Raw genomic sequence first — 22,593 nt, 5'->3', positions numbered from 1 at the left:
AAACTTCATATTGTAAAATATCGGTATTCATTCTATTAAAAAATTTTTCTATTATTTCTGTCTAATCAGGATGGTTAAATTAATGTATGATGAATGAAAAGAATACATTTTTTTTTAATAAAGGAGCTGAACATCTTGAAGAAAAAGCCGATTTATGTGGAAACCGTAATAGACAGCTCGATTGAAGAAGTATGGCACTATACACAGCAGCCCGACCTACATGAACAGTGGGATTTGCGATTTACATCGATTACCTATATTGAAAAACAACATGAGGATGCTCCTCAAACATTTACATATACAACCAAAGTGATGCCGGGTCTGTCGGTAGCCGGTTGGGGGGAAAGTAAAGGAACACACGAAAAAGCAAGTGGTGTTAAAACCTCTTCGCTCCATTTCGGGACACCGCAACGGATCTCCCCTATTAAGGAAGGTCGCGGCTATTGGCAATATATACCGAATGGTGACCATGTAACTTTTCTCACCCAGTATGACTACGACGTCCGATTCGGTCAACTCGGTCAATTATTCGATCAGCTGTTTCGCCCTGTAATCGGTTGGGCTACCGCACTTAGTTTTAATGTACTCGCAAGGTGGATTGAATCTGGAGAAAAACCGGCCACACAATACCGACGATTTTTCAGCTATTATTTGCTCTGCTTTCTATTTAGTTTTACGTGGATGTACCAAGGTCTCGTACCGAAAGTGCTGATGAAGCATCCGCTTGAGATTGATATGCTGATGAAACTGTCACCGCTATCATTGGGCCAAGCGTCCACGGCAATTATTTGGATTGGCGTTTTGGAAATGATGATTGGGTTACTTTTTTTGGTACCCAAATTGCAACAACTGCTGCTAAAGGCGCAAATTGTGTTGTTCCCTTTGCTGACATTAAGCGCAATCATTGCGGCACCCACAGTTGCAACGGCTCCATTTAATGTCGTCACACTGAATATTGGATTATGGTTTGCTTCCATCATTGCTTTACTACTGACAAAAGAATTACCGACTGCAAGATTTTGCAAACGAAAAAGAGGTGCTTAATATGATTTACGTAACATTGTTGGCAAATGACTTTAACAGGCTTCATCCAAAACTGCAGGAAAGATACCGCCTTCCATTAGGTCAGCCTTTTCATGCTCAAGGAACAATGCAAGTCATTCATTCCGGACCGCGTTTTTTACGTCCGATGTATCATTTGTTTACGAAAACCGATTTTCTTTTTCCTGAGTATGGCAAGGAAATTCCCTTTACAATAAAGAATACAGCGAAAATGAACAATGAAAAAGAAGCCGAAGTCTATTGGGAACGTACTTTTTTCTTTGATCAGACAACACGCAAGTTCAATGCTACAATGACAGTCGATTTGGAGCGGCAAATCGTAAAAGATTATTTAGGGGATCCGGCCCTGTTCTACTCCGATTTAAAAATGGATGTTACAAACGATGGTTCCTTAATGATACGCTCTGCAGATCAACGTGCTGTAATTGGCCAGACAGAGTTTGCCTTGCCAAGGAAGCTGACAGGTCGCGTAGTTGTGACAGAAGGATATGATGATGTGCTGGATGTGTATACGATTCATGTCTCCATTTACAACGATTTAATTGGAAGGATGATGATGTATGCTGGTCAGTTTACGCCGTGTACTCAGTAGACCTTTAACAAGCATCGGTCTTACTTGTATGGCTGCCCTACTGTTATTTAATGAGCCAACATCAATGTACTACTACTTAACATTGGCACAACTGATCTTTGTACCAGTCATACTGGAACAGTTAGTTTTGCTGAAAAATTGGCAAAAGCTGATTATTGTAATCGGCCAATTTGCTGTAACAATGCTGTATTTCACGCAACAGGATTTTCTCATCCTACTTTGTGTGCTGGCTTATTTGCTAAGTACACTTGTCATTGCTTCCCATGGGGTCAACCGATTTTTGAGACGGGGATTTACGAACACGGCTGAAATAATGATTGATATCGGACTGATTTATATTGTGATGGGTGGACTATGGTTTTTGGCATTCCAGTTACAGTTGAATACAGGATTTAGTCCGATTATTACATGGCTAACTGCTATTCACTTTCATTATTCCGCCTTTTTACTATGTATTACAGTCGGATTGATTGGGCGTCTTCATATGACTCGATACTATAAATTTTGCTGTGCCGTTATTGCCGCAGGACCAATGCTAGTAGCTGTCGGAATTACCTTTTCAAGAATTATTGAAATCATTTCGGTCAGCTTATATGTACTTGCTATTTTCAGTATTAGCTTCTATGTCATGAAATGGCGGTTGCCGCATATCCAAAGCCTTTTTATCCGGCTGGCCTTTATAACATTGTGTTTTACAATCATTTGGTCATTTTTATACGCTTACAGTAATTTAACTGGAAAAATTATTGTGGATATTCCCGATATGCTGGACTTTCATGGGCTTTTAAATTGTTTAGGGTTTGGTATTGCCGTGGTATTCGCTTGGAGTCTTTATACTCCTCCGACAAAGCATAACGATTACTCATTTCCGGTAAGTAAAATTCGCGGGCGATTTTCTCCAACAAACAAACCAGCGCGTGGATTGGTCGATGATATGGCATCTTTTCTTAATAAAATGGAAATCCCTGTTTTAATCGTTGAGTTTTACGAACGAACAACGCAGTTTGAATTAAAAGCGTCTGTTCAATGGGAAACATGGTTTAAACCCTTTGCTTTTGTGTATCAGTTTATTAGCCGGAAAATGGGACAGCTGAATTTACCGTTCTCTTCAAAAACGATTGTGATGGACGGTGAAATTTTGGAAGTCGATTCGCAAAATGATGGGCGAGAAAAACCGCGCGTTTGGCAACGGTCGATTAATGGCGAACCCGTATTTAATGCGATTTATTCGCAGCATAATGATGCAACTAATACCTATATGAATATCGCACTGCCCTTGCCATTCTCTTCAATGCACGGAATCTTACAGCTTTCCGCAAAAGACGGCGTACTGTACTTAACGAGTGATGGACAAGGCGATGCCGGTACGTATTTGGCGATTGGTACCTATGTTATCAAACTGCCGCTCCATGAGTATTTTGTTATAAAAGAACAAAAAGGAATACTTATCGCAACCCATGATATGAAACTGTTTGGAATGAAGTTTCTACATATTGATTATCAAATTGAGAAAAAAACTAATAGATGAAGTACAGAAAAAAAGCTACCATTTCCTAAAAGAGAAAATGGTAGCTTTTGATTTAAATGCTTTATTCGTTCTTCTTATAAATTATCGTACTTCTTGTCTCTTAATAATAAAAGGCGCAGCCACTAAAGCAATAATTAGGATAATCCCCAAATAACCAATTAGAGGATAAAAATAACTAACTAGCCCAGTAAATCCTACATAGCTTGCTAAATAGCCAACAATCATCGTAATAATAAAGAATATTTTAAATTTCTTTGTTCCTGATTCTGCAAAACGAGCTGAGAAAGAAAAGAACATTCCTACCGCTGTATTATAAATCATTGCAAAGATAACTAATGACATGAGAATACCTAGTGTTGGCGATAAATTACTAACTATCCCCAGCATTGGCATGTCCAACGTTCCAACTTCTTCGATTTTCGAGAAAATAGCTAAATGAATTAAGAGAATTAGTATTCCTAAAACAAATCCACCAACTAATCCACCAATTGCTGCAGTTTTTGGATTTTTTTCTGCCCCGCCCATTACAATTGACATCGAAGCTCCAACAGCGATATTAAATGAAACGTAATTAATACTGGAAATAAACCAGTTTGGCAAAGTAGTCGGTGTGGCTTGTGCTATGTCGTTTAACGATGTAAAAGTTCCATTCATCGTTAGAAAACTATAAATCGCAATAAATATAATAAAAATAATGAGAATCGGCGTAATGCTTCCAATAATGGAAACGACTCGATTTACCTTTAAAAAACCTGTCAATAATACGAGTATTGTCATAAGAGTCGTACCTACAAAGATCGGTAATCCAAACTGTTGGTTTAAGTTCGAACCGGCACCGGCAAGCATAACGACGCCTACGCCAAACAACGTAAAAATAAGTATAAAATCGATCACCGTTCCTAGATAACGCCCGCTAATCCGGTAAATAACATCCTTATGTGAATTCGTTTTTGTATAACTGCCTAGCCATACTAAAAGCATACCAATACATGTAAACAGTACCGTTGATAAAATTGCTCCGAATATCCCGAGTGTTCCGAAGCTCGTAAAGTATTGCAGTATTTCTTGTCCTGAAGCGAACCCTGCACCTACAATCACACCAATAAATGCGCTTCCAATTTTTAATATATTTTTCAAACGCCTCGCTCCCCCTTTTTGTATAACTACGGTTCAGTATGTATAAGAAAGATAAATTAGGTTATTCCTCACATAAGATTTTTCAGAATCCATATTAACATGATTCATTCATTAAAATGCTACCCTGTGATAATATTTAATAACCGTTCTGCCATGGTAATAATGACCTCAGCTTTAATACAATTATAGTTTCCATTCTAGTTACTGCATAAATTCCTCCTTTCCTTTTATTCATATAAGCTCTTGTTAATGTCCAAATAATTCAATAACTCTCTTTGTCATGGAACTTTCATACTGGCTTTTATACCCATTCATAATATCATACCCTAGTAAACTAGCAATTTCACAGCAAAAAGTAGTGTAGCGTTTTTTTATTCAAATTACAAAGGCAAATATTATGGGCTAAAGAAAATAAATGTTGAAAATAATATTTTATGTGCAACAAAAAGACATTTTTCTCAATGAGAAAAATGCCTTTTTGAACTTTTTTATGCTGTTTATTTGACTATATAAAGATCATCCCGTTGCATCTGTACGGTCGAAATGGCGGCCCATTTTTAAAGCATTGATAAATTCATCAGGCGCTGTTACAACACCCGGTGCATTTGCATACAATTTATCCATACTTTCAAATGCAATATAGCCTAGTGTTTTATAATGATTGAATATTTCATCTGCAAATCTTTGCACTTTACGGTTTTGTACTACATCTGTAAAGCTTGCTGCTACAAATAGCCCATCGTAAAGAACAGGGTCTGCCGTCTCTAATGTATGATCAATTTCACGTTTATTGATCATACCTTGTTTATCACTGATTAACTCAACAATAACCCCTTCATTTTCCAAACTTTGAATAAGATCATCCACATTACTGTTTGTGTCAACAATAATACCGACCTTTCTTGTCTTTAAAACCGGCACTTGATTCTTTAATATACTTACAGCATCTGATGGTGGCAAGTCCACTACCTGCTCGATTGACGCATCCGGTGCGGATACACCAATTCGCTGTGCAATTTGTTCAGCCATCGCACGGTCCACTCGCGCAAACATATCCACTGCAGCTTTACGAATTCCAATTGTTTCTACTTTTCCTAATTCAAAACAGAAGGCATCAATAATATGTTGCTGTTCAACAGGCGTTTGGCTTAACCAGAATTGACGTGCCTGAGAATAATGATCTTCAAATGATAGGCTTCGCGCACGTACTTTACGACCTTCAATTTTTTCTTGATAATGAGCATAGCCACCGTCTTTTTGATCAACAACATGCGGTGTATCGTTTTGTAAACCATTTCTTCCATAAGCAACACGTCCTTTATTGATCGTCATACGACCGTAACCATCACGTTGATTGTTATGGAATGGGCATACTGGACGGTTTATCGGCAGCTCATGGAAGTTTGGACCACCTAAACGGATAAGCTGTGTGTCTGTATATGAGAATAAACGCCCTTGTAACAATGGGTCATTTGAAAAATCAATACCTGGAACAACATGACCAACATGGAATGCAATTTGTTCAGTTTCAGCAAAGAAGTTATCAACATTGCGATTTAACGTCATTTTTCCAAGCTTTCGAAGAGGAACAAGCTCTTCTGGCCAAATTTTTGTTGGATCCAAAATATCAAAATCAAACTTGAACTCGTCTTCCTGTGGAATTAACTGTACTGCTAGCTCATATTCCGGGTAGTTCCCTGCTTCGATTTGGTCAAACAAGTCACGACGATGGAAATCAGGATCTTTACCTGCTATTTTTTGAGCTTCATCCCATACTAAAGATTCCATACCTTGTACAGGCTTCCAATGGAATTTCACGAAATGGGCTTCTCCATTTGCATTAACAAAACGGAATGTGTTTACACCAAAGCCTTCCATTTGGCGATAGCTTTTCGGTATTGCACGGTCAGACATATGCCACATTGTCATATGCGCCGTTTCTTCATTATTTACGACAAAATCCCAAAACGTATCATGGGCACTTTGCGCTTGAGGAATTTCATTATGTGGCTCCGGCTTGACAGCATGGACGAAATCAGGGAATTTAATCGCATCCTGAATGAAGAAAACGGGAATATTATTTCCGACTAAATCATAATTTCCTTCTTCTGTATAAAATTTCGTTGCAAAACCTCGTACATCACGTACTGTTTCTGCTGAGCCCCTTGATCCTGCTACTGTCGAGAAACGTACAAATACAGGTGTTTGTCGACCCTTCTCTCCTAAGAAATGAGCCATTGTTATATCTGATGCATCGCCATAGCTTTCAAATACACCATGTGCACCAGAGCCCCTCGCATGTACGACACGCTCCGGAATACGCTCATGGTCAAAATGCGTCATTTTTTCACGAAAATGAAAGTCTTCCATTATTGTTGGACCGCGCTCACCAATTGTTAATGAATGCTCGTCATTCGTTAACTTCAGTCCATGGTTCGTAGTTAGTGGCTTACCCTCATCTTTCGCTGTAAACTGCTGCAATTGTTCGACTTTTTTATTGTTATTGTTTTCCACGTAAAATCCTCCTCATACAAAATAGCAAATTTCATAAGATAGGTAACTCTCAACCTCTCTACTAATTTTGTACCCTGTTTATAAAAATATAATCTTATGAAATATAAACGTAACATTTGAAATATTGGTAAAAAGTGTGCGGCAAATTCGAAAATCCTTATAACTATATAAAAAAAACAGCGTACCCCTATGAGGTCGCTATTTTTTCTTCATAATATTTTCAAGCATAAGAATGTAACCCAGCAATGACTAAGTTAACAAATACCTGATTAAAGCCGATAATTCTAAATCCAATTATGGTGGTTGGGAGTGGAGGCGGCAGATTAATTTCGGAATGAGATAAATAGAGGAATGAATTTCCGTTATTTTTAAAATAACATAAAAAATAGTAAAAATAAGGGAAGGAATTTCCGTTATTGACCTAAAAAACATGAAATTTCACGGTTTTATTTAAAATAACGGTAAAACGTTCCCTTATTTATAACAAAAATGAGCTCCCCCCCTCAAATAACGGTAAAATCTCCCCTTATTTTAGAAGGCATTTGATTGATTGGCCTCGCAAAAGCATATAAAGGCAGTTCATAAAAAACTTGTAAATTTTTCAAATAAAAAATGAACTTTTCCGCCTCCCCATTTGTATAGTTAGTGAAAAGCAATTTAAAGGGGGCATCAACTTGTTAATTTTAGATAAAGTTCAAAAATCCTATCAGAACCACTCTGTTTTAAATGGAATTTCATCAACATTTCAGTATGGCCAATGCTACTTGTTACTCGGTGATAATGGTGCTGGGAAATCGACATTGTTAAAGTGCATTGCTGGGGATGAAAAAATTGATCATGGGTCTATTCGTGGAAACGAGCATGAAGATGTCTCAAATTTAGTCGCACTACAATATCAATTTTTCGAAAGTTATTCTTTTTTAAAGGTAAAGGAAGTGATTCAGCTTTTTACAAAACTGATTGCAAAGCCTTCAAACTTGAAAGATCTTTATGAAATTTTAGATATCGCTCAATACGAAAAAACGTTGATTAAAAATACATCGGGCGGACAACGAAAAGCCCTTTCCTTGTACTTAGCATTTTTAATGAACAAACCAATTGTCCTTTTAGATGAACCATTTGCAGATTTGGATTTGAAAAAGAAAAAGCAATTATTCGGTTTCCTGCAAAATCAAGTACAAAACGAAAATAAATGCCTACTTATTATTAGTCATGAAATTAGCGGACTGGAGGCTTTATTTGATGCTGTTTATATAATGAAGAATGGACAATTTATCGAACACGGTACAACAGAGGAGCTTGTGGAGAAATATAAAAACCCAACATTTTCAGGTTTAGAAGCTGTGTATTTTGAAGTGACAGGACAATTATTAGGAGGTCGGATTAAATGATTATACAAGTAGCTAAAAGCTTTATATTGGAATCGATTCGTAACACTGGGGTATTTCTGGGTAATTTACTTCCTGCCTTTATATTTATCATTTGTTCATGGATATGTACGATCAGTATAAAAAGTAGTCCGCAAACGTTGGACTTTATGATTAAAGGTCAGTTTTTCCCAATCTCCATCATGCTTTTAGTGTTTGCCTTTGCATTTTCAAGTGCAACGATTTATTTGGCAGATTTAAAGGCAAATAATACAATTCATCTACTCAAACGAACAAATATTTCACCGGCAAAGTATTTTCTGGGGATTGGTTTAGGAGTTTTTCTAATGATGAATTTCGTGTTATTACTTTTATTGGCAGGCTATTCCTTCATTATTTCACTATCCATAACTGCTCTTATTTCCATCATTTTAATTTGTAATTTTGTTTTACTCGCGATTTATCCACTATGCTTTATCGTAGCTGGTATTGTAAAAAACGGGAAAGTTGCACAAAGTTTGCTTATCCCAATTATGCTTGTATTTATGTTTTCCATTACGATGACATCATTATTTCTGACACTTAATGAGCAGCAACCACAGAATTATTATATTTACTTAATTTGGAATCCGATGCTATATTTAAGTGATACATTGCAATTCCAGTTAAATTTAACTGACCATACATGGTTACCTCTATATCAATATAGTATTATACTAACAATTCTTTGTATGATTTTAAGTATATTTGCAAAACAAATTTATATAAGGCAGGACTGAGCAAAATGGGTATTGGATTTATTATTTCTCTTATCGTGGCTGCTATAGGGATCATTATTATTCTTGGTATCATGATTCCTTACCATAAAAAATATGTCATTAAAGAAAACGGCAAAATCAACTACAAAAAAACGAAAATTTATTTACGCTGGAATGTATTTGATACACTTACACTTATACTCGCCATTTATACTATCTTTTGTGTTCAAGCATTAAATATGCTGCTTACTTTCGGTGGTGAAACTATTGAAAACCCATACGTTCAATTTTTTACAAATCAGGCCCAAGCCTGGGTCATTGTAACGATTTCCTATTTAGTGACAAGAATTTCTTCTACTTTAAAATGTATTAAAGCACAAATTGGTGAAGTCCATGACATTGACGAATGAAGAATTGATGCAGCAGGTTCAGACGGGTAATATAGAAGCATTAGGTGTATTATACGAACGACTTCATGAACCTCTATACTGCTTTTTATTCCGATATACGAAAGAAGAACAAATTAGTATCGATACGGTTCATGATGCATTTGAGATTTTGCAAAAGAAGCATCATCAGTACAATGCATCCCTCGGCACAGTGAAGTCGTTTTTATTTCAAATCGCCTATCGTCATTTAATTAATAAGCTAAATAGAAGAAAACGGTGGCAAACGCTGTTACCTTTTTTAGTTCCTATTCCTAAAAAAGCGCTGCAAACGGATGATAAACTTATGATTCAGCAGGCAATTGCAAAACTCCCGGACAAACAACGGGCGGTGATTTTACTTGCCTATTATGAAGATTTACCATTAGAAGAAATAGCACTTATATTAAGTATTCCAACCGGTACAGTTAAATCCCGTTTACACAAAGCCATTCAAGTCTTGAAAATTGAGTTAAAGGAGGCGTTCCAACATGAAAGAGGATTTTAAAAACGAAGAAGAACTCGCAAACTTGTTGGACACTTACAAAATAGATGTACCAACAAAAAAGCTTGCTGTAAAACAATCACCTTTCAGTCGTTTTATCCGTTATTTAGGTTCTCCTGCTAAGGATCCTTTAGAAAAGTTGTCAGACAGTAACAATGGTTACCTATTTTTAAAGCTATTTCCGATAGTCTGTGGAATATTTCTGGCAATGGTTCAAATATTATTTCTTTACTAAGCAACAATATTTTCAATTTCCCTATAAATTGAAAATATTGTTTTTTTAGTTCATCTCCATAAGGTGGTGATAACAAACTTAAAAGCTCCCGCTCCACGTCACTATGCTAGACACGTCACGGGCTTTAGCGCTGTCTTGCCGTAGCCCACCAATTAATCAAGTGAAATTTTATTAGAAAAACAACCTATCGACGATTATATTTTATCAATGCATGCCTTCATTTTATTTGACCATACTATTTATAGCAAAGTAAGAAAAAATTAATGAATCGAGGGGAATTATGTATTACTACAAAGAAGAATTAATCAATATTATTAAGCCCGATAAACCAGACCCAGAAGCTGCCCGCGTATTGCAGGAGATTTTAGGCGGACATTACGGAGAAATGCGTACGATGATGCAATTTTTCTTCCAAAGCTCCAATTTCAGAGGAAAAGAAACACAGTTCCGAGATTTACTTCGCGGTATTTTTTTAGAGGAAATCGCCCATGTGGAACTTGTTCAAAATACAATTAATCAATTATTGAATGGTTCTGGAGAGTCGAGTGCCCCAGGTAATAATGGTATGGACCAATCACCTCTAGATGATGCAGTCCGTCACGCAAATCCCCATCACTACATTATCGGTGCACAAGCATCGTTACCAGTAGATGCCGCCGGTAATCCTTGGAATGGCTCTTGGGTTTACTCGCACGGTAACCTTGCAGCTGATTTACTGAATAACCTTGTATTGGAATCAACAGGTGTTCTGCAGAAAACACGTATTTACGAAATGAGCTCAAACCAGACGTTCCGTGAGACTCTGGCATTTTTAATCGTGCGTGATAATGCACATCAAAATGCTTTTGCAAAAGCTCTCGAAACTTTAGGCGTGGATTGGGGAAAACTATTCCCGATACCAAATTATGACATCAATAAGTATCCGGAGTGCCGTAAATTTGTTGATATGGGCTATCATAATACCCAATTCAACTTTAGGCTGGACCCGACACGAATCGGCGAAATCCTCCAAGGAACTTCTCCGAGCCGAAATGGTGGAACATATCAAGTAACACCACCACCAGAAGGATTCCCAGTACCGCAAATGCCCGATATGCCAAATGAACATAGCCCTGGTTTATATGATTTGAATAATTAATAATTTGCAATAAACAGCGTGTCCGAAAAATATCGGACACGCCTTTTTCATTCATTTTCTTTATTGACATACTTCCCTTTATTCGGTATTGCCATTTCTTCAAAATTATCTGCAAGCCTTTTTAAGTTTTGCGTTAATTCTTCACCGCTCATCGGTAAGCCGTGACCTGTTATGGCAATGGCAGGTTTTAAAGCTGCTAATTTTTTGACGGAATCAAATGCAAGAGCCCAGTCTGTCGTAAAATACTTTGGCGGACCATTCATTTCCTTTTCCTGTGTAAATACTTTATAGAGCGATTCTTGCTTCACCGTCACAAAGGCATCACCTACGATTAATGCACCATCACGTTCCCTAAATAACGATACATGTCCCGGAGAATGACCCGGTGTATGAATCCATTGAAACTCTTCCATATATGGAACCGTTCCATTAAGTGGCAGCTCCTCGATATAACCTGTTAGATTAACCGCCTCATTTGGAAACATTGGCGACATTTTCGCTACTAGCCCACTATCTGAACTCGGATCTGCTTCAGGGTAATCGATTTCCCCTGTTAAATAAGGTAATTCTAAAGAATGGGCATAAACCGGTACTTTCCAATGTCTAACTAATTCGATGACTGCACCTACATGATCGAAATGGCCGTGTGTCAGAATGATCGCTTTCGGTCTTGCATTTTCCCCAAACTTTTTTTCAGCAGCTATGATGATGGCATCTGCACTGCTCGGCATGCCCGCATCAATTAACACGAAATCATCGCTATTTGGGTAGCTATAAAAGACGATATTTACGATCTGCACTGTGTGTACATACAAGTCAGGTAATACCTCTATGCTTATGCCACTCTGTTTCGAAGTCGCTGGTATGAATTTATAATCATCACCATAGCTCATATCTTTATCCATAAATATCCCCTCCAAAATCCTTTATTCTAATATACCTGTTTTTACAATTTCTACACTTAATTTGACGGATATATCCATAGTTGAAAAATGTTCGTTCCAATTTTTCTTAAATAGCTTCGGATGAAAAGCCCTTACATTTCGGCCAAGTCCCAATGCATCACTCTTTGCTTCTTGTAACTTTTTTATTACATCATTCATATCCTGTTCGATTTTTTCAGTAAGAAATTGTTCTAGATCCTTTCTTAAAGTAGCGTCACTTAAATGATCTTGGGGAAACTCCGACATAATCAGTTCCATTTTCTGTTGGATTTCAATTTTATCTTCGGAAATAGCAAGATTCCTTTTTGATTTATTAAGACGAACAGTTACAGGACTGTCTTTGTATAAATAACTAATACGAGTTGCAAAGCCTACTGACTCATTTAATATATTCAACATTAAACTTTCATTAGTATTTAAGGTCTTCCCTGTAAATGACCTTCCAGAAAACAACGCTATTCCATCAGAAATTGGCCGTCCATCCTCCCCCATTTTCAAGTAGGGCAATGCTAAATCCTGCGCATTTTCAAATAATATTGCACAAGCAGTTTGCAATGTATAAGGTATTACTAGCGAGTTTTCTTCCAAGCTTGTTATAAAGCGCTCATAATATTCGCCAGCGGTTGTTTGCTTTTGTTCACTCAGTTCAAAAAATGGTTTTAAATCACCTTGAACAATAGCCATTTTTGAAGTAATCGGACTGTTGGGATCTCGGAAATAGCCATCCAAATACTCATATATATCATCCTTAGCAGATTCTTCCGAAATAAGTACGGTAGACAGTACCGATAAATCTAATGTCTGCTCTACTTTAAGCTCCGCATCCTGCCGCACATCCCTCGGAGATAAACCATCCCCGGTAATCACGATTGTTTTCATTTCTTCTGTAGTCGCTTCCGGATACGCATAATAAGCAGTTAACTCACCAATTGTCCCTTCAAAACCAGTTAATGATACAACCGATGAATTTTTATAAAGCCGCTCATCCCAGCATCCAGCTAACAGTATTAATGGCGAAATCATTAAGATGGTATTTCGGAATCGGATATTGTTTTCCCCCTTATTTTATTAATAAAAATAATAAGTATCGGTAAAATAAAAGTAAAAATTAAATTCAGGTATACTAAATAGTTTTTAAAAAATTCCAAGACTGAAAAGCGTATGAGGTAGTTTGCCGTTAAACCGACGATTCCAAAAAATATGAGTTGCTGTAGCTTAGGAGAAAGTCGCTTTTTTTCAAAATACACTAATCGCAGAACAAGTGTGTAGTTCACAATGGCGACTAATGACCAGGAAAGCCAAATATACACGAAAAATATATCCAATCTCTTGGCAAATGTAACTTCTACAGAATGCAGAATATATAAAACAGGCTCAGGAATCAGCTTAATCTCTTCTATTGAAAAGTACATTAATGTAAAGGAAATGGATAACAAATAAAAGCTAGTTAACAAGGTAAAGTAAAGAGCTAGGGTTTTTTTCGGGATTTTATCTTTACTCACTAAATATTTCCGAAGTACTACAAACATTTCTGCACCACCAAATGCATAGGTAGCAAAAACAAATCCCATCCACCACGTTTCTTTACGATCATAAAATAACGGAAGTAAATTTGTTCCATGGAGATTTGGAATAGTCAAAAACATAAACACTAAAAACAAAAAAAGCATAGGTATTAGCACTACACCGATATTAACAGCAGTTTCAGGTCTACTAATACTCGCATAAAAGCAAACTGATAGAAATATGGTGATCAGTACTATAGTAGGTGTATTGGGAAATATCCAGGAAGTTAATACATACGTAATATAAATGACGAACACGACAATATAGAGTGTCCAGTAAATTATATAAAGTATTTTTGTTAATCCGTTCAGCAAAAAGTATTTATATGTTCTTTCAAAAAATAATAATTGGAAAAAGAAAATAATCGCGATAATGATAAATTGAATGGTCGCATCACGATTCCCATGTTCGATTATTAAATTTTGAAAAGAAGTATATACAAATCCCGTTTGCATAACGAACATTAATAAAAATAATTGTACTTTCGTCAATTGAATGGTCATGTATTATCATCCTTTTTAGGTGAAAAGCTTGTTGCTTGCTTATTCGCTTTGTAAAAAGGTCCCCTAATAAAAACCTTTCGTAATTCTTTTGGTTCAAACGGAATAATTGGTGAAAAATAAGGCCGTTTTAAAGAAGTCAAATTCAATAAATGAATAACCAATAAAAAAGTACCAATAACAATACCGAAAAATCCGAACAGTGAAGCTAAAAACATGAATGGAAAGCGAAGCATACGAATCGATGTATTCAGCTCAACAGAAGGCACTACAAAGCTTGATATTGCTGTAAATGCTACGACAATAACCATCAAATTTGATACAAGCCCTGCACTTACAATAGCGTCCCCAATTACTAGACCCCCGACAATACCGATTGTCTGACCAATAGATTTCGGAAGTCGTACACTCGCCTCTCGTATTAGTTCTATCGTTATTTCCATGATCATTGCCTCGATCAATGGCCGATACGGAATTTGGTTAATGTCTGACTTAACTTTATTACCAAGTTCGAGTGGTAGTACCTCAAAATGAAAGCTTACAATGGCGATATAAAATGCTGGCAAGAAAATAGCAGATACAAAGCTAAAAATTCGCATTAACCGATAAAATGTACCGACTAATACGCGTGCGTTAAAATCATCCGGTGTTTGGTAAAAGGAAAAAAATGTTACAGGTCCAATAAGTGCTGTAGGAGACAAATCCGTCATAACCGCAATTTTGCCTTCTAATATATTCGCTACAACACGGTCTGGTCGTTCTGTATTTAAAAGTTGCGGAAATGGAGACCATACTTGATCATCTAGTTGGTCACTAAGCTGCCCAATACTATAAAACATATTCAGATCCATTTCATCTAAACGTTTTTCTACAGTCTTAAGGGCCTCACGATCCACTACATTCTCTACATAAAAATAATAAACAGTCGTTTTCGTCTCCTTACCGAGTAAAACTTCTTTAACAACGAGTTTATTATTTTTTATACGTTTTCGAATAAGCGATACATTTGTATCAAAATTTTCAGTAAACCCTTCATGGGAACCTCGTATTATTTGTTCATTTTCTGGCTCTTCAGGCGTTTTATGAGCAAATTCGGGATTGTTAATGCGAATCATTTGGTTTGATTGTAATAGGATGATTAATGTCTCACCGTTACAGACATAGTCAACTAGTTTTCGTTGATTATATTTTTCGGTAGTAATTGTTACGGAATTATCCTTAACTAACTGTTTTTGTACAGTGCCCTTTTCCTCTATGTCATGATTTTCTTCGGATAGTTGATTCGACTGTCTAAGATTCAAAATGTTTTGTTCAACATCAACCTTATTTACAAGGGAAGAATAATAACATAAGATCGCTTCCTCATCTCGACCTATTTTTATTTCTTTCACTACAAAATCTGCTGAATGGAGGAATTCCTTATTAAGTCGTTTTATCTCTTGCTTCATTTCCAATGTTTGTAACAAAACGACTCCCCCTTTTTTGTAAAAGTATGGGACATTTTTAAAATATTTATTCATTTTTATGAAAGTTAGGAAAGGTGGATATACTAGAGAGAAAAATATTATTTTGATAAAAATAAATGAGTGCTTTAGTTATTAGAAATTTCCCAGTTAAAATTTTGATAGAAATGTTTATTTTTTTACTATACGGTAATACATTTATTAGTCAGGAAAGGGGGTAAATTCATGGGCAATAGAGGAATTGTTTTTTGGAGCTCAATTACAATTACTTTAATAGCTGTAGTAATAGGAATTTTAGCGCCAAATATATTGGAGGAAATAACGAGTAACATTCAAAATTTACTTACTACTAATTTTGGCTGGTATTATTTGTTAGTTGTAGCTATTATTATTGCTTTTTGCGTATTTTTAATTTTAAGTCCTGTTGGGGCAATTCGTCTTGGTAAATCGACGGATAGACCAGATTATAGTAATGCCTCTTGGTTTGCGATGCTCTTTAGTGCTGGTATGGGCATTGGTTTAGTATTCTGGGGAGCTGCCGAGCCATTATCACATTTTGCTATTAGCTCACCACAAGCACCGGAAGGCTCTCAACAAGCATTAAAAGATTCCTTTCGCTTCACTTTCTTCCATTGGGGTATTTCAGCATGGGCAATTTATGGAGTAGTAGCTTTAGCACTAGCCTATTCAAATTTCCGGAAAGGTGCACCTGGTCTCATTAGTGCTACACTATTCCCCATCTTCGGTGAAAAAACAAAGGGTCCAATCGGTCATATAATTGATATTATCGCTGTATTTGCAACGGTCATTGGTGTTGCGACAACACTCGGTTTAGGTGCACAGCAAATTAACGGTGGGCTTTCCTTTTTATTTGATATTCCGATTAGCTTTACAGTCCAGTTGATCATTATTGTAATCGTAACAATATTATTTATCATCTCAGCATCTACCGGGCTTGATAAAGGGATTCAACTGTTAAGTAACTGGAATCTCTATTTAGCGGCGGCCTTGTTATTATTAACATTATTTATTGGTCCAACAGTAAAAATAATGAATGATTTCACGTCTGGATTGGGCAGTTATTTGCAGAATTTCGTGCATATGAGCCTACGTACTGAACCTGGGAATGCAGATAGCCGGGCTTGGATTGATGGATGGACAATTTTCTATTGGGCATGGTGGATGTCCTGGTCCCCATTCGTCGGTATATTTATTGCGCGTATTTCAAAAGGGCGTACAATTCGCGAGTTTTTGATGGGTGTTATTTTAGCACCAACGCTTGTCAGTCTTTTCTGGTTCGCCACTTTTGGGACAACCGCTATTGAAACTTATATTTCTAAAGATCAAAGCATTATTGACTTACCGACTGAACAGCTATTATTCGGAGTTTTCGACTATATGCCACTTGGCTTTATCTTATCGATTATTGCGTTACTATTAGTTGCGTTTTTCTTTATTACATCAGCAGATTCCGCCACATTTGTGCTCGGTATGCAAACATCATTCGGTTCGATGAATCCAACATTCCGAATCAAATTAATCTGGGGTGTTTTACAAGCTTCTATCGCTGCTAGCTTACTGTTTTCTGGAGGCTTAGCCGCACTTCAAAATGCCGCCATTATTGTAGCTTTTCCATTCTCATTTATCATTTTACTGATGATGCTTTCTTTATATAAATCGTTAATGGAAGAACGGCAAAAATTAGGTCTTTACATTCGACCTAAAAAACAACCGCCATCAAATCAAAAGAAATAAGGTGCAAAAAAAGCGATGAAAATTTTAACTTTCTAAAATTTTCATCGCTTTATTTTTATATTATTTTTATACCTTAAGTTCAACACCTGAATTTCTGCGTGGTTTTGCTGATTTGTACCATTGCCAGCAGAATATTATAATGAGCACTATTTCAATCCAATCCCCTGCATAATACATCACCATGCTACCCATTTCTGCCTCTTGCCGAGAAACTCCTGCTGGCGGGTTCGCATACATATATTTTGACAAAATATCATGACCAGCTATTGCAGCAATCAAAACGACTGCCCGAAATCGGTAGGAATACTGATGATGGACAGGATCGAAATAAATAATTGAAATTGTAAATACATAGCCAGCAATAAAGAAATGCAAATGAACAAATAAGGCAAAAAATGCATTTTCATGCATAAGCATATATAAATCTGTTGTATATAAAAGCCATAGACCACCTACATTTAATATTGCGGCAGTTATAGGGTGAGAGACAAAATGGATGACTCGGCTTTTTAAAATTTCAGTTATTTTACGCCCCCATGACGTATTCACTGCTCTAAGCAATAAAGTCATCGGTTTGGCAATCGCCATCAAAATCGGTGCAACCATGCCTATTAGTAAATGACTCACCATATGTGCCGTAAAATTGTTATGTGCGCTGTTTGCTAACGGTCCTACAACTGAAATGAATGCTATCACCATCGCCAACACCCAAAAAGCGGTACGAGAAATTGGCCATTGTTTATAGCGCTTATTTGTCATGATGACAGCAATAATATATGCCGCGCCCAATAATACAAAAAATATGCCCAGCAAATATTGAAGATTCATTCCTGGTAATGATTGACTATGTGTAGCATGGCCATGACTATGCAGCAAATATAAACTATTCATTTGCAGTCTTCTCTTTTAAAGTACTGTTTTTTGATGAGCGGAATAATAGAAAAAGACCGATTAGTAAAATGATTAGCGCACTGACATTCCATATAATATCGTAGACGATAACATTGTCGACATATCGGATTTGGTGAATTCTCATCCATTTATGCTGAATAATGCCGTCATACAACTGGAATACACCTATCCCTAATAACACACCGCCTAGCCACCGTTGAAAGATCAAGCCATTTCTACGACGTAAATCTGCAAAAAGAAATAAACCCGCAATTGTTGCAAACCAGCTGAAAGCATGGAAAATGCCATCGGAAATTAAGCCAATATCGGTAGTTGATTTATCATAGAAATGATGCCATCTTAATAACTGGTGAAATACAGTTTCATCAACAAAGGCAATGAGACCGACGCCAAATAAAATACCTGACCACATATTCCGGCGAGAAATTCCTTTTCTGTTGTTATTTTTCATATCACTTTAGAGCCCCTTTCCGTATAATTCGTTACATGTAATCTCTCCAAATTCATAACAACATATTCGATAGTAGAAATTCCCCTCTTGCTCAATGGAATAAACCTTATTGTTTTATTTTCCTACAACACCCCCTGCTCTACGAATGTATATTTATTTAAAAATATTTTATTTCTTTAAACTTTCCTTACCCCTTCACCCGTCTTATAATTGTCGACAGAGAAAAAAGGAGCTTCAAGGAATGATGGAAGAATTAGAAGATGCATTTATTACATTTATACGCGCACACCAAAACTCGCTATATAGACTCGCGTATAGCTATACAAAAAGCGAGCAGGATGCGCTCGATGTCGTGCAGGACAGTATTCAAAAAGGCTGGCTGGCGCTTAAGAAACTAACAAATCGTGAGCAAATGAAAAGCTGGTTTTATACGATTTTAGTGCGTACGGCGATTGATTTACTTCGGAAGCAAAGGCGTATCGAACTCATTGGAGACGAATCCCTACTGCAACTATCCGAACTAGATACATATCAAAATCTTGATTTACAGCAGGCATTACATCATTTACCTCTACAACTACGTGAGGTCATTGTGCTGCGCTATTTTGAGGATTTGAAAATAGAAGAAGTCGCACACATATTGGCGATTCATCTAAGCACGGCGAAATCAAGGCTTTATAAAGCATTAAAGCTATTAAAAATTGAGCTAGAAACGGAGGAGAATTAGGTCAATGAATGATGACAAGTTAAAAAAGCTACACGCACAATATAAGGATGTACCTATTCCCGAAGAGTTAGAGACAATCATTGATAAAAATCTACAGCGTCCACTTAAGAAAAGAAAACGCAAACTGCCTATTTTTTTAACATCAGTTGCTGCGGCGGCAGTACTATTCACAGTCGGCCTGAATACAAATCCAGCAATGGCAAAAACTTTGGCGGATGTACCAGTTATCGGTCAAGTCGTACAAGTACTTACATTTACTAAATATGAAATGGAAAAAGATGCATATACAGCAGAAATTCAAGTACCTCAAATTTCGGGCTCATCTGCTGATATCGAAGCATTGAACGAAAAATATGCTAAGGAAGGCAAAGCACTGTATGAGCAGTTTAAGACGGATATAGAGGAAATGGAAGCGGGTAATATGGCAGTAAATAGCGGCTATGTTATCGAGACGGATACCGATGAATTATTGTCATTTGGTCGTTATGTAGAAGTCACTGTCGTATCTTCTTCTACTGTTATGCAGTACACAACGATTGATAAAAAGGCTGAAACGGTCATAACATTACCGAGCCTATTTAAAGATGATCGCTACTTAGACATTATTAGTCTCTATATAGAGGATGAACTACGTAATAGAATGATTGAAACAGAAGGGTCTGATATGTACTGGATCGGTGGTACAGAGTATCATGACGAAGCATTCGGTGTCTTTGAAGGTATTTCCCCTGACCAAAACTTCTATATTACCGAAGAAGGAAAGCTTGTAATGTCTTTTGATGTATATGAGATAGCACCAGGCTTTATGGGCCTTGTAACTGTTGAAATTCCGACAGAACTACTTCAGGATGTGCTGGTGAGTAATAAATATATTAAATAAGAAAATAAAATCACTTCCAAATCCTAACAAGCAGGTGCATCCTTTTTTAATGGTTACACCTGCTTGTTTACTAATTTTATCTATTTAAATTTTCAATGATAGCTGAAATACCTAATCCACCACCAATACATAATGTAACTAAACCATAACGTTCTTTTCGACGCTCTAGCTCATTAATTAACTTTGTTGTTAAAATAGCACCTGTTGCTCCTAAGGGATGACCTAAAGCGATAGCACCACCATTAACGTTAACTTTTTCGAGCGGTATATTCCATTCTTTTAAAACTGCCAATGCCTGACCGGCAAAAGCTTCATTTAATTCAATTAAACCGATATCATCTAATGTTAATCCAGCTTGTTCAAGCGCTTTTTTTGTTGCTGGAACAGGACCTATCCCCATAATTTCAGGGGACACACCAACAGCTGCTTGAGCAATTATTTTTGCGCGTGGTTTCAAACCTAACACATGTGCTTTTTCTTCAGACATCAAAATTAGAGCAGAAGCTGCGTCATTTCTACCACTACTATTACCTGCCGTAACAGTACCATCTTGTTTAAATACAGGTTTTAATGTACCTAGCTTATCAAGTGTTGTTTGGCGAGGATATTCATCTCTTTCGAAAATTTGACTCCCCTTACGTGCTTTGATTTCATATGGAATAATTTGCGATTCAAATAGACCATTCTCAATAGCATCTGTTGCCAATTGTTGACTTCTTAATGCAAATTCATCTTGCTCTTCACGTGAAATTCCATATTGATCTACTAAATTTTCTGCCGTATAGCCCATTGTAAACGTACCATATTTTTCTTGCGGCTGGGATCTCGGCTGACTTTCTGTATTAGGATCTAGTAAAAGCCCATTGCCTGCTCCATAGCCATAGCGAGCATTACGTATGTAGTATGGAGCAGTACTCATACTTTCTGCTCCCCCTGCAATAACGACATCACTCCAGCCACATTGAATTTGTTTTACAGCATCTAAAATGGCTTGTAATCCAGATCCACATTGACGATGTACAGTGTAACCAGCAACTTCAACAGGCAATTCTGCCCTTAATAGCGCTACACGTGCTAAGTTGGGGGTATCCGTACTTTGCTTAGCCTGTCCCAAAATTACTTCGTCGATTTCCGAAGCATTAATACCTGTTCGATCTACTAATGCCCGAATGACATGGGCAGCTAACAAATCTACTTCAACATCTTTTAAAGTTCCACCCATTGTTCCAATAGGTGTACGAACTGCATCGATAATGACAGCATTCTTCATCTAATTTCTCCTCCTACTCATACACATAAAATCCTGCACCTGATTTTTTACCAAGACGTCCCGCTTTTACATATTTAATTAGTAAGGGACATGGACGATATTTCTCACCTAATGTTTTATATAAATACTCCATATTTTTCAATCTTGTATCGAGCCCTACTAGGTCCGCTAATGCTAACGGACCCATAGGATGATTTAAACCAAGCTTTAATGCTTTATCAATATCTTCTGCTGAAGCAACGCCTTCCATTAACATGTTCATTGCTTCATTACCAATTAGACAATTCATACGGCTTGTAACGAACCCCGGAAACTCATTTACTTCAACTGTCTCTTTCTTCATTTGCATACCGACTCTTTTTGCAAAAAGAACCGTTTCATCACTTGTATCTAAACCTCGCACAATCTCAATTAACTTCATTTTATGAGCAGGGTTGAAAAAATGCATTGCTATACATCGATCAGCGCGTGATGTTTGTGCAGCAATTTCAGTTGGACTCATAGTTGATGTGTTTGTAGCTAAAACTGTAGACGGTTTACATAATGTATCTAACTGTTTAAACAGTTCAATCTTCAAATCAATTATTTCCGGTATCGCTTCAATAACAAGTTCAACTTCTGCGACTGCCTGATCGAGATTTGTATAAGTTTGGACACGTTGTAGTATCAATGCTATTTCTTCTGATGATATGATATTCCGTACAACAGCCTTTTCCAATTCATCCTTCATATAACTTTTAGCATTTTGTAAAGAGGTTTCTGAAATATCATATAAATTCACTTCTATTTGATTTTGTGCTGCTGCTAATGCAATGCCACGTCCCATTAAACCGCTACCAATTACCGCTAATTTAATCATTTCAA

Annotated in this window: 22 protein-coding genes; 12 read left to right on the top strand and 10 right to left on the bottom strand. The window is 36.8% G+C overall.

The window, feature by feature from the left end:
* The first annotated feature begins 135 nt into the window (after positions 1-135).
* Genes MHH95_RS11315 through MHH95_RS11305 form a run of 3 tightly spaced genes read left to right on the top strand, consistent with a single transcriptional unit; the run spans position 136 to position 3,182 of the window.
* On the top strand, positions 136-1,044 hold the full coding sequence (locus MHH95_RS11315; protein WP_340727640.1) for a DoxX-like family protein: 909 nt from the start codon (positions 136-138) through the stop codon (positions 1,042-1,044).
* Between the two features lies 1 nt (position 1,045).
* Positions 1,046-1,654, top strand: coding sequence for a DUF4166 domain-containing protein (locus tag MHH95_RS11310; RefSeq protein WP_340727639.1), 609 nt, complete (start codon positions 1,046-1,048; stop codon positions 1,652-1,654).
* Positions 1,623-3,182: a YndJ family protein gene (locus MHH95_RS11305; RefSeq protein WP_340727638.1), complete on the top strand. Its 1,560-nt coding sequence runs from the start codon at positions 1,623-1,625 to the stop codon at positions 3,180-3,182. The genes MHH95_RS11310 and MHH95_RS11305 overlap by 32 nt, the downstream gene beginning before the upstream one ends.
* An 81-nt stretch (positions 3,183-3,263) precedes the next feature.
* On the opposite strand, the gene MHH95_RS11300 is transcribed toward MHH95_RS11305, so the two are convergent.
* Both MHH95_RS11300 and MHH95_RS11295 read right to left on the bottom strand, forming a co-directional pair.
* Positions 3,264-4,319, bottom strand: a complete 1,056-nt coding sequence (locus MHH95_RS11300; RefSeq protein WP_340727637.1) for a YkvI family membrane protein — start codon at positions 4,317-4,319, stop codon at positions 3,264-3,266.
* Positions 4,320-4,835: 516 nt separating this feature from the next.
* Positions 4,836-6,833 carry a catalase gene (locus tag MHH95_RS11295; protein ID WP_340727636.1) on the bottom strand — a complete coding sequence of 666 codons (1,998 nt, stop codon included), beginning with the start codon at positions 6,831-6,833 and terminating at the stop codon, positions 4,836-4,838.
* Between the two features lie 674 nt (positions 6,834-7,507).
* Here MHH95_RS11295 and MHH95_RS11290 point away from each other — a divergent pair.
* From MHH95_RS11290 to MHH95_RS11265, 6 genes are all read left to right on the top strand, one after another.
* Positions 7,508-8,224, top strand: coding sequence for an ABC transporter ATP-binding protein (locus MHH95_RS11290; RefSeq protein WP_340727635.1), 717 nt, complete (start codon positions 7,508-7,510; stop codon positions 8,222-8,224).
* Complete coding sequence (locus MHH95_RS11285) at positions 8,221-8,979, top strand: ABC transporter permease (protein WP_340727634.1); 759 nt, start codon at positions 8,221-8,223, stop codon at positions 8,977-8,979. Before MHH95_RS11290 ends, MHH95_RS11285 begins: the two co-directional genes overlap by 4 nt.
* A 5-nt stretch (positions 8,980-8,984) precedes the next feature.
* Positions 8,985-9,368 (top strand): group-specific protein, encoded by a 384-nt coding sequence (locus tag MHH95_RS11280; protein WP_191699296.1) that lies wholly within the window; start codon positions 8,985-8,987, stop codon positions 9,366-9,368.
* The gene (locus MHH95_RS11275) at positions 9,352-9,891 is read left to right on the top strand and encodes an RNA polymerase sigma factor (RefSeq protein WP_340727633.1); all 540 of its coding nucleotides are present in this window, start codon (positions 9,352-9,354) and stop codon (positions 9,889-9,891) included. The genes MHH95_RS11280 and MHH95_RS11275 overlap by 17 nt, the downstream gene beginning before the upstream one ends.
* Entirely contained in the window at positions 9,875-10,123 is a 249-nt protein-coding gene (locus MHH95_RS11270; RefSeq protein ID WP_340727632.1) for a hypothetical protein, read from the top strand. The genes MHH95_RS11275 and MHH95_RS11270 overlap by 17 nt, the downstream gene beginning before the upstream one ends.
* 280 nt (positions 10,124-10,403) lie before the next feature.
* Positions 10,404-11,261 (top strand): manganese catalase family protein, encoded by an 858-nt coding sequence (locus MHH95_RS11265; RefSeq protein WP_340727631.1) that lies wholly within the window; start codon positions 10,404-10,406, stop codon positions 11,259-11,261.
* Between the two features lie 47 nt (positions 11,262-11,308).
* On the opposite strand, the gene MHH95_RS11260 is transcribed toward MHH95_RS11265, so the two are convergent.
* Genes MHH95_RS11260 through MHH95_RS11245 form a run of 4 tightly spaced genes read right to left on the bottom strand, consistent with a single transcriptional unit; the run spans position 11,309 to position 15,737 of the window.
* Positions 11,309-12,166: an MBL fold metallo-hydrolase gene (locus MHH95_RS11260; RefSeq protein WP_340727630.1), complete on the bottom strand. Its 858-nt coding sequence runs from the start codon at positions 12,164-12,166 to the stop codon at positions 11,309-11,311.
* 21 nt (positions 12,167-12,187) lie between these two features.
* Positions 12,188-13,228 carry a Ger(x)C family spore germination protein gene (locus MHH95_RS11255; RefSeq protein WP_340727629.1) on the bottom strand — a complete coding sequence of 347 codons (1,041 nt, stop codon included), beginning with the start codon at positions 13,226-13,228 and terminating at the stop codon, positions 12,188-12,190.
* Positions 13,228-14,274: a GerAB/ArcD/ProY family transporter gene (locus MHH95_RS11250; RefSeq protein ID WP_340727628.1), complete on the bottom strand. Its 1,047-nt coding sequence runs from the start codon at positions 14,272-14,274 to the stop codon at positions 13,228-13,230. The genes MHH95_RS11255 and MHH95_RS11250 overlap by 1 nt, the downstream gene beginning before the upstream one ends.
* Positions 14,271-15,737: a spore germination protein gene (locus tag MHH95_RS11245; RefSeq protein ID WP_340727627.1), complete on the bottom strand. Its 1,467-nt coding sequence runs from the start codon at positions 15,735-15,737 to the stop codon at positions 14,271-14,273. The genes MHH95_RS11250 and MHH95_RS11245 overlap by 4 nt, the downstream gene beginning before the upstream one ends.
* A 222-nt stretch (positions 15,738-15,959) precedes the next feature.
* Here MHH95_RS11245 and MHH95_RS11240 point away from each other — a divergent pair, with 222 nt between their 5' ends.
* Complete coding sequence (locus MHH95_RS11240) at positions 15,960-17,489, top strand: glycine betaine uptake BCCT transporter (protein WP_340727626.1); 1,530 nt, start codon at positions 15,960-15,962, stop codon at positions 17,487-17,489.
* 66 nt (positions 17,490-17,555) lie between these two features.
* Here MHH95_RS11240 and MHH95_RS11235 read toward each other — a convergent pair whose 3' ends face one another.
* Positions 17,556-18,380, bottom strand: coding sequence for a cytochrome c oxidase assembly protein (locus MHH95_RS11235; protein ID WP_340727625.1), 825 nt, complete (start codon positions 18,378-18,380; stop codon positions 17,556-17,558).
* Complete coding sequence (locus MHH95_RS11230) at positions 18,373-18,852, bottom strand: DUF2243 domain-containing protein (RefSeq protein ID WP_340727624.1); 480 nt, start codon at positions 18,850-18,852, stop codon at positions 18,373-18,375. The genes MHH95_RS11235 and MHH95_RS11230 overlap by 8 nt, the downstream gene beginning before the upstream one ends.
* 241 nt (positions 18,853-19,093) lie before the next feature.
* On the opposite strand from MHH95_RS11230, the gene MHH95_RS11225 reads away from it, so the two are divergent.
* Entirely contained in the window at positions 19,094-19,579 is a 486-nt protein-coding gene (locus MHH95_RS11225; RefSeq protein ID WP_340727623.1) for an RNA polymerase sigma factor, read from the top strand.
* A 4-nt stretch (positions 19,580-19,583) separates the two neighbouring features.
* Positions 19,584-20,459, top strand: a complete 876-nt coding sequence (locus tag MHH95_RS11220; protein ID WP_340727622.1) for a DUF3298 domain-containing protein — start codon at positions 19,584-19,586, stop codon at positions 20,457-20,459.
* Positions 20,460-20,535: 76 nt separating this feature from the next.
* Here the strand turns inward: MHH95_RS11220 and MHH95_RS11215 are convergent, their stop codons facing one another.
* Positions 20,536-21,729, bottom strand: coding sequence for a thiolase family protein (locus MHH95_RS11215; protein WP_340727621.1), 1,194 nt, complete (start codon positions 21,727-21,729; stop codon positions 20,536-20,538).
* A 13-nt stretch (positions 21,730-21,742) separates the two neighbouring features.
* Positions 21,743-22,588, bottom strand: a complete 846-nt coding sequence (locus MHH95_RS11210; protein WP_340727620.1) for a 3-hydroxyacyl-CoA dehydrogenase family protein — start codon at positions 22,586-22,588, stop codon at positions 21,743-21,745.
* Positions 22,589-22,593: the final 5 nt, after the last annotated feature.

Origin of the sequence: Solibacillus sp. FSL K6-4121 (genome assembly GCF_038002585.1) — a bacterium.
Taxonomy (GTDB): Bacteria; Bacillota; Bacilli; order Bacillales_A; family Planococcaceae; genus Solibacillus; species Solibacillus faecavium.
Note: the sequence above shows the minus strand (reverse complement) of the source record. Positions and strands in the feature narration are given on the sequence as shown.

What these genes read in the sequence shown, in the direction of transcription:
- MHH95_RS11310 (WP_340727639.1), top strand. Translation starts at nt 1,046, where the DNA reads ATGATTTACGTAACATTGTTGGCAAATGACTTTAACAGGCTTCATCCA.
- MHH95_RS11305 (WP_340727638.1), top strand. Translation starts at nt 1,623, where the DNA reads ATGCTGGTCAGTTTACGCCGTGTACTCAGTAGACCTTTAACAAGCATC.
- MHH95_RS11285 (WP_340727634.1), top strand. Translation starts at nt 8,221, where the DNA reads ATGATTATACAAGTAGCTAAAAGCTTTATATTGGAATCGATTCGTAAC.
- MHH95_RS11280 (WP_191699296.1), top strand. Translation starts at nt 8,985, where the DNA reads ATGGGTATTGGATTTATTATTTCTCTTATCGTGGCTGCTATAGGGATC.
- MHH95_RS11275 (WP_340727633.1), top strand. Translation starts at nt 9,352, where the DNA reads ATGACATTGACGAATGAAGAATTGATGCAGCAGGTTCAGACGGGTAAT.
- MHH95_RS11270 (WP_340727632.1), top strand. Translation starts at nt 9,875, where the DNA reads ATGAAAGAGGATTTTAAAAACGAAGAAGAACTCGCAAACTTGTTGGAC.
- MHH95_RS11265 (WP_340727631.1), top strand. Translation starts at nt 10,404, where the DNA reads ATGTATTACTACAAAGAAGAATTAATCAATATTATTAAGCCCGATAAA.
- MHH95_RS11260 (WP_340727630.1), bottom strand. Translation starts at nt 12,166, where the DNA reads ATGGATAAAGATATGAGCTATGGTGATGATTATAAATTCATACCAGCG.
- MHH95_RS11255 (WP_340727629.1), bottom strand. Translation starts at nt 13,228, where the DNA reads ATGATTTCGCCATTAATACTGTTAGCTGGATGCTGGGATGAGCGGCTT.
- MHH95_RS11250 (WP_340727628.1), bottom strand. Translation starts at nt 14,274, where the DNA reads ATGACCATTCAATTGACGAAAGTACAATTATTTTTATTAATGTTCGTT.
- MHH95_RS11240 (WP_340727626.1), top strand. Translation starts at nt 15,960, where the DNA reads ATGGGCAATAGAGGAATTGTTTTTTGGAGCTCAATTACAATTACTTTA.
- MHH95_RS11235 (WP_340727625.1), bottom strand. Translation starts at nt 18,380, where the DNA reads ATGAATAGTTTATATTTGCTGCATAGTCATGGCCATGCTACACATAGT.
- MHH95_RS11230 (WP_340727624.1), bottom strand. Translation starts at nt 18,852, where the DNA reads ATGAAAAATAACAACAGAAAAGGAATTTCTCGCCGGAATATGTGGTCA.
- MHH95_RS11225 (WP_340727623.1), top strand. Translation starts at nt 19,094, where the DNA reads ATGATGGAAGAATTAGAAGATGCATTTATTACATTTATACGCGCACAC.
- MHH95_RS11220 (WP_340727622.1), top strand. Translation starts at nt 19,584, where the DNA reads ATGAATGATGACAAGTTAAAAAAGCTACACGCACAATATAAGGATGTA.
- MHH95_RS11215 (WP_340727621.1), bottom strand. Translation starts at nt 21,729, where the DNA reads ATGAAGAATGCTGTCATTATCGATGCAGTTCGTACACCTATTGGAACA.
- MHH95_RS11210 (WP_340727620.1), bottom strand. Translation starts at nt 22,588, where the DNA reads ATGATTAAATTAGCGGTAATTGGTAGCGGTTTAATGGGACGTGGCATT.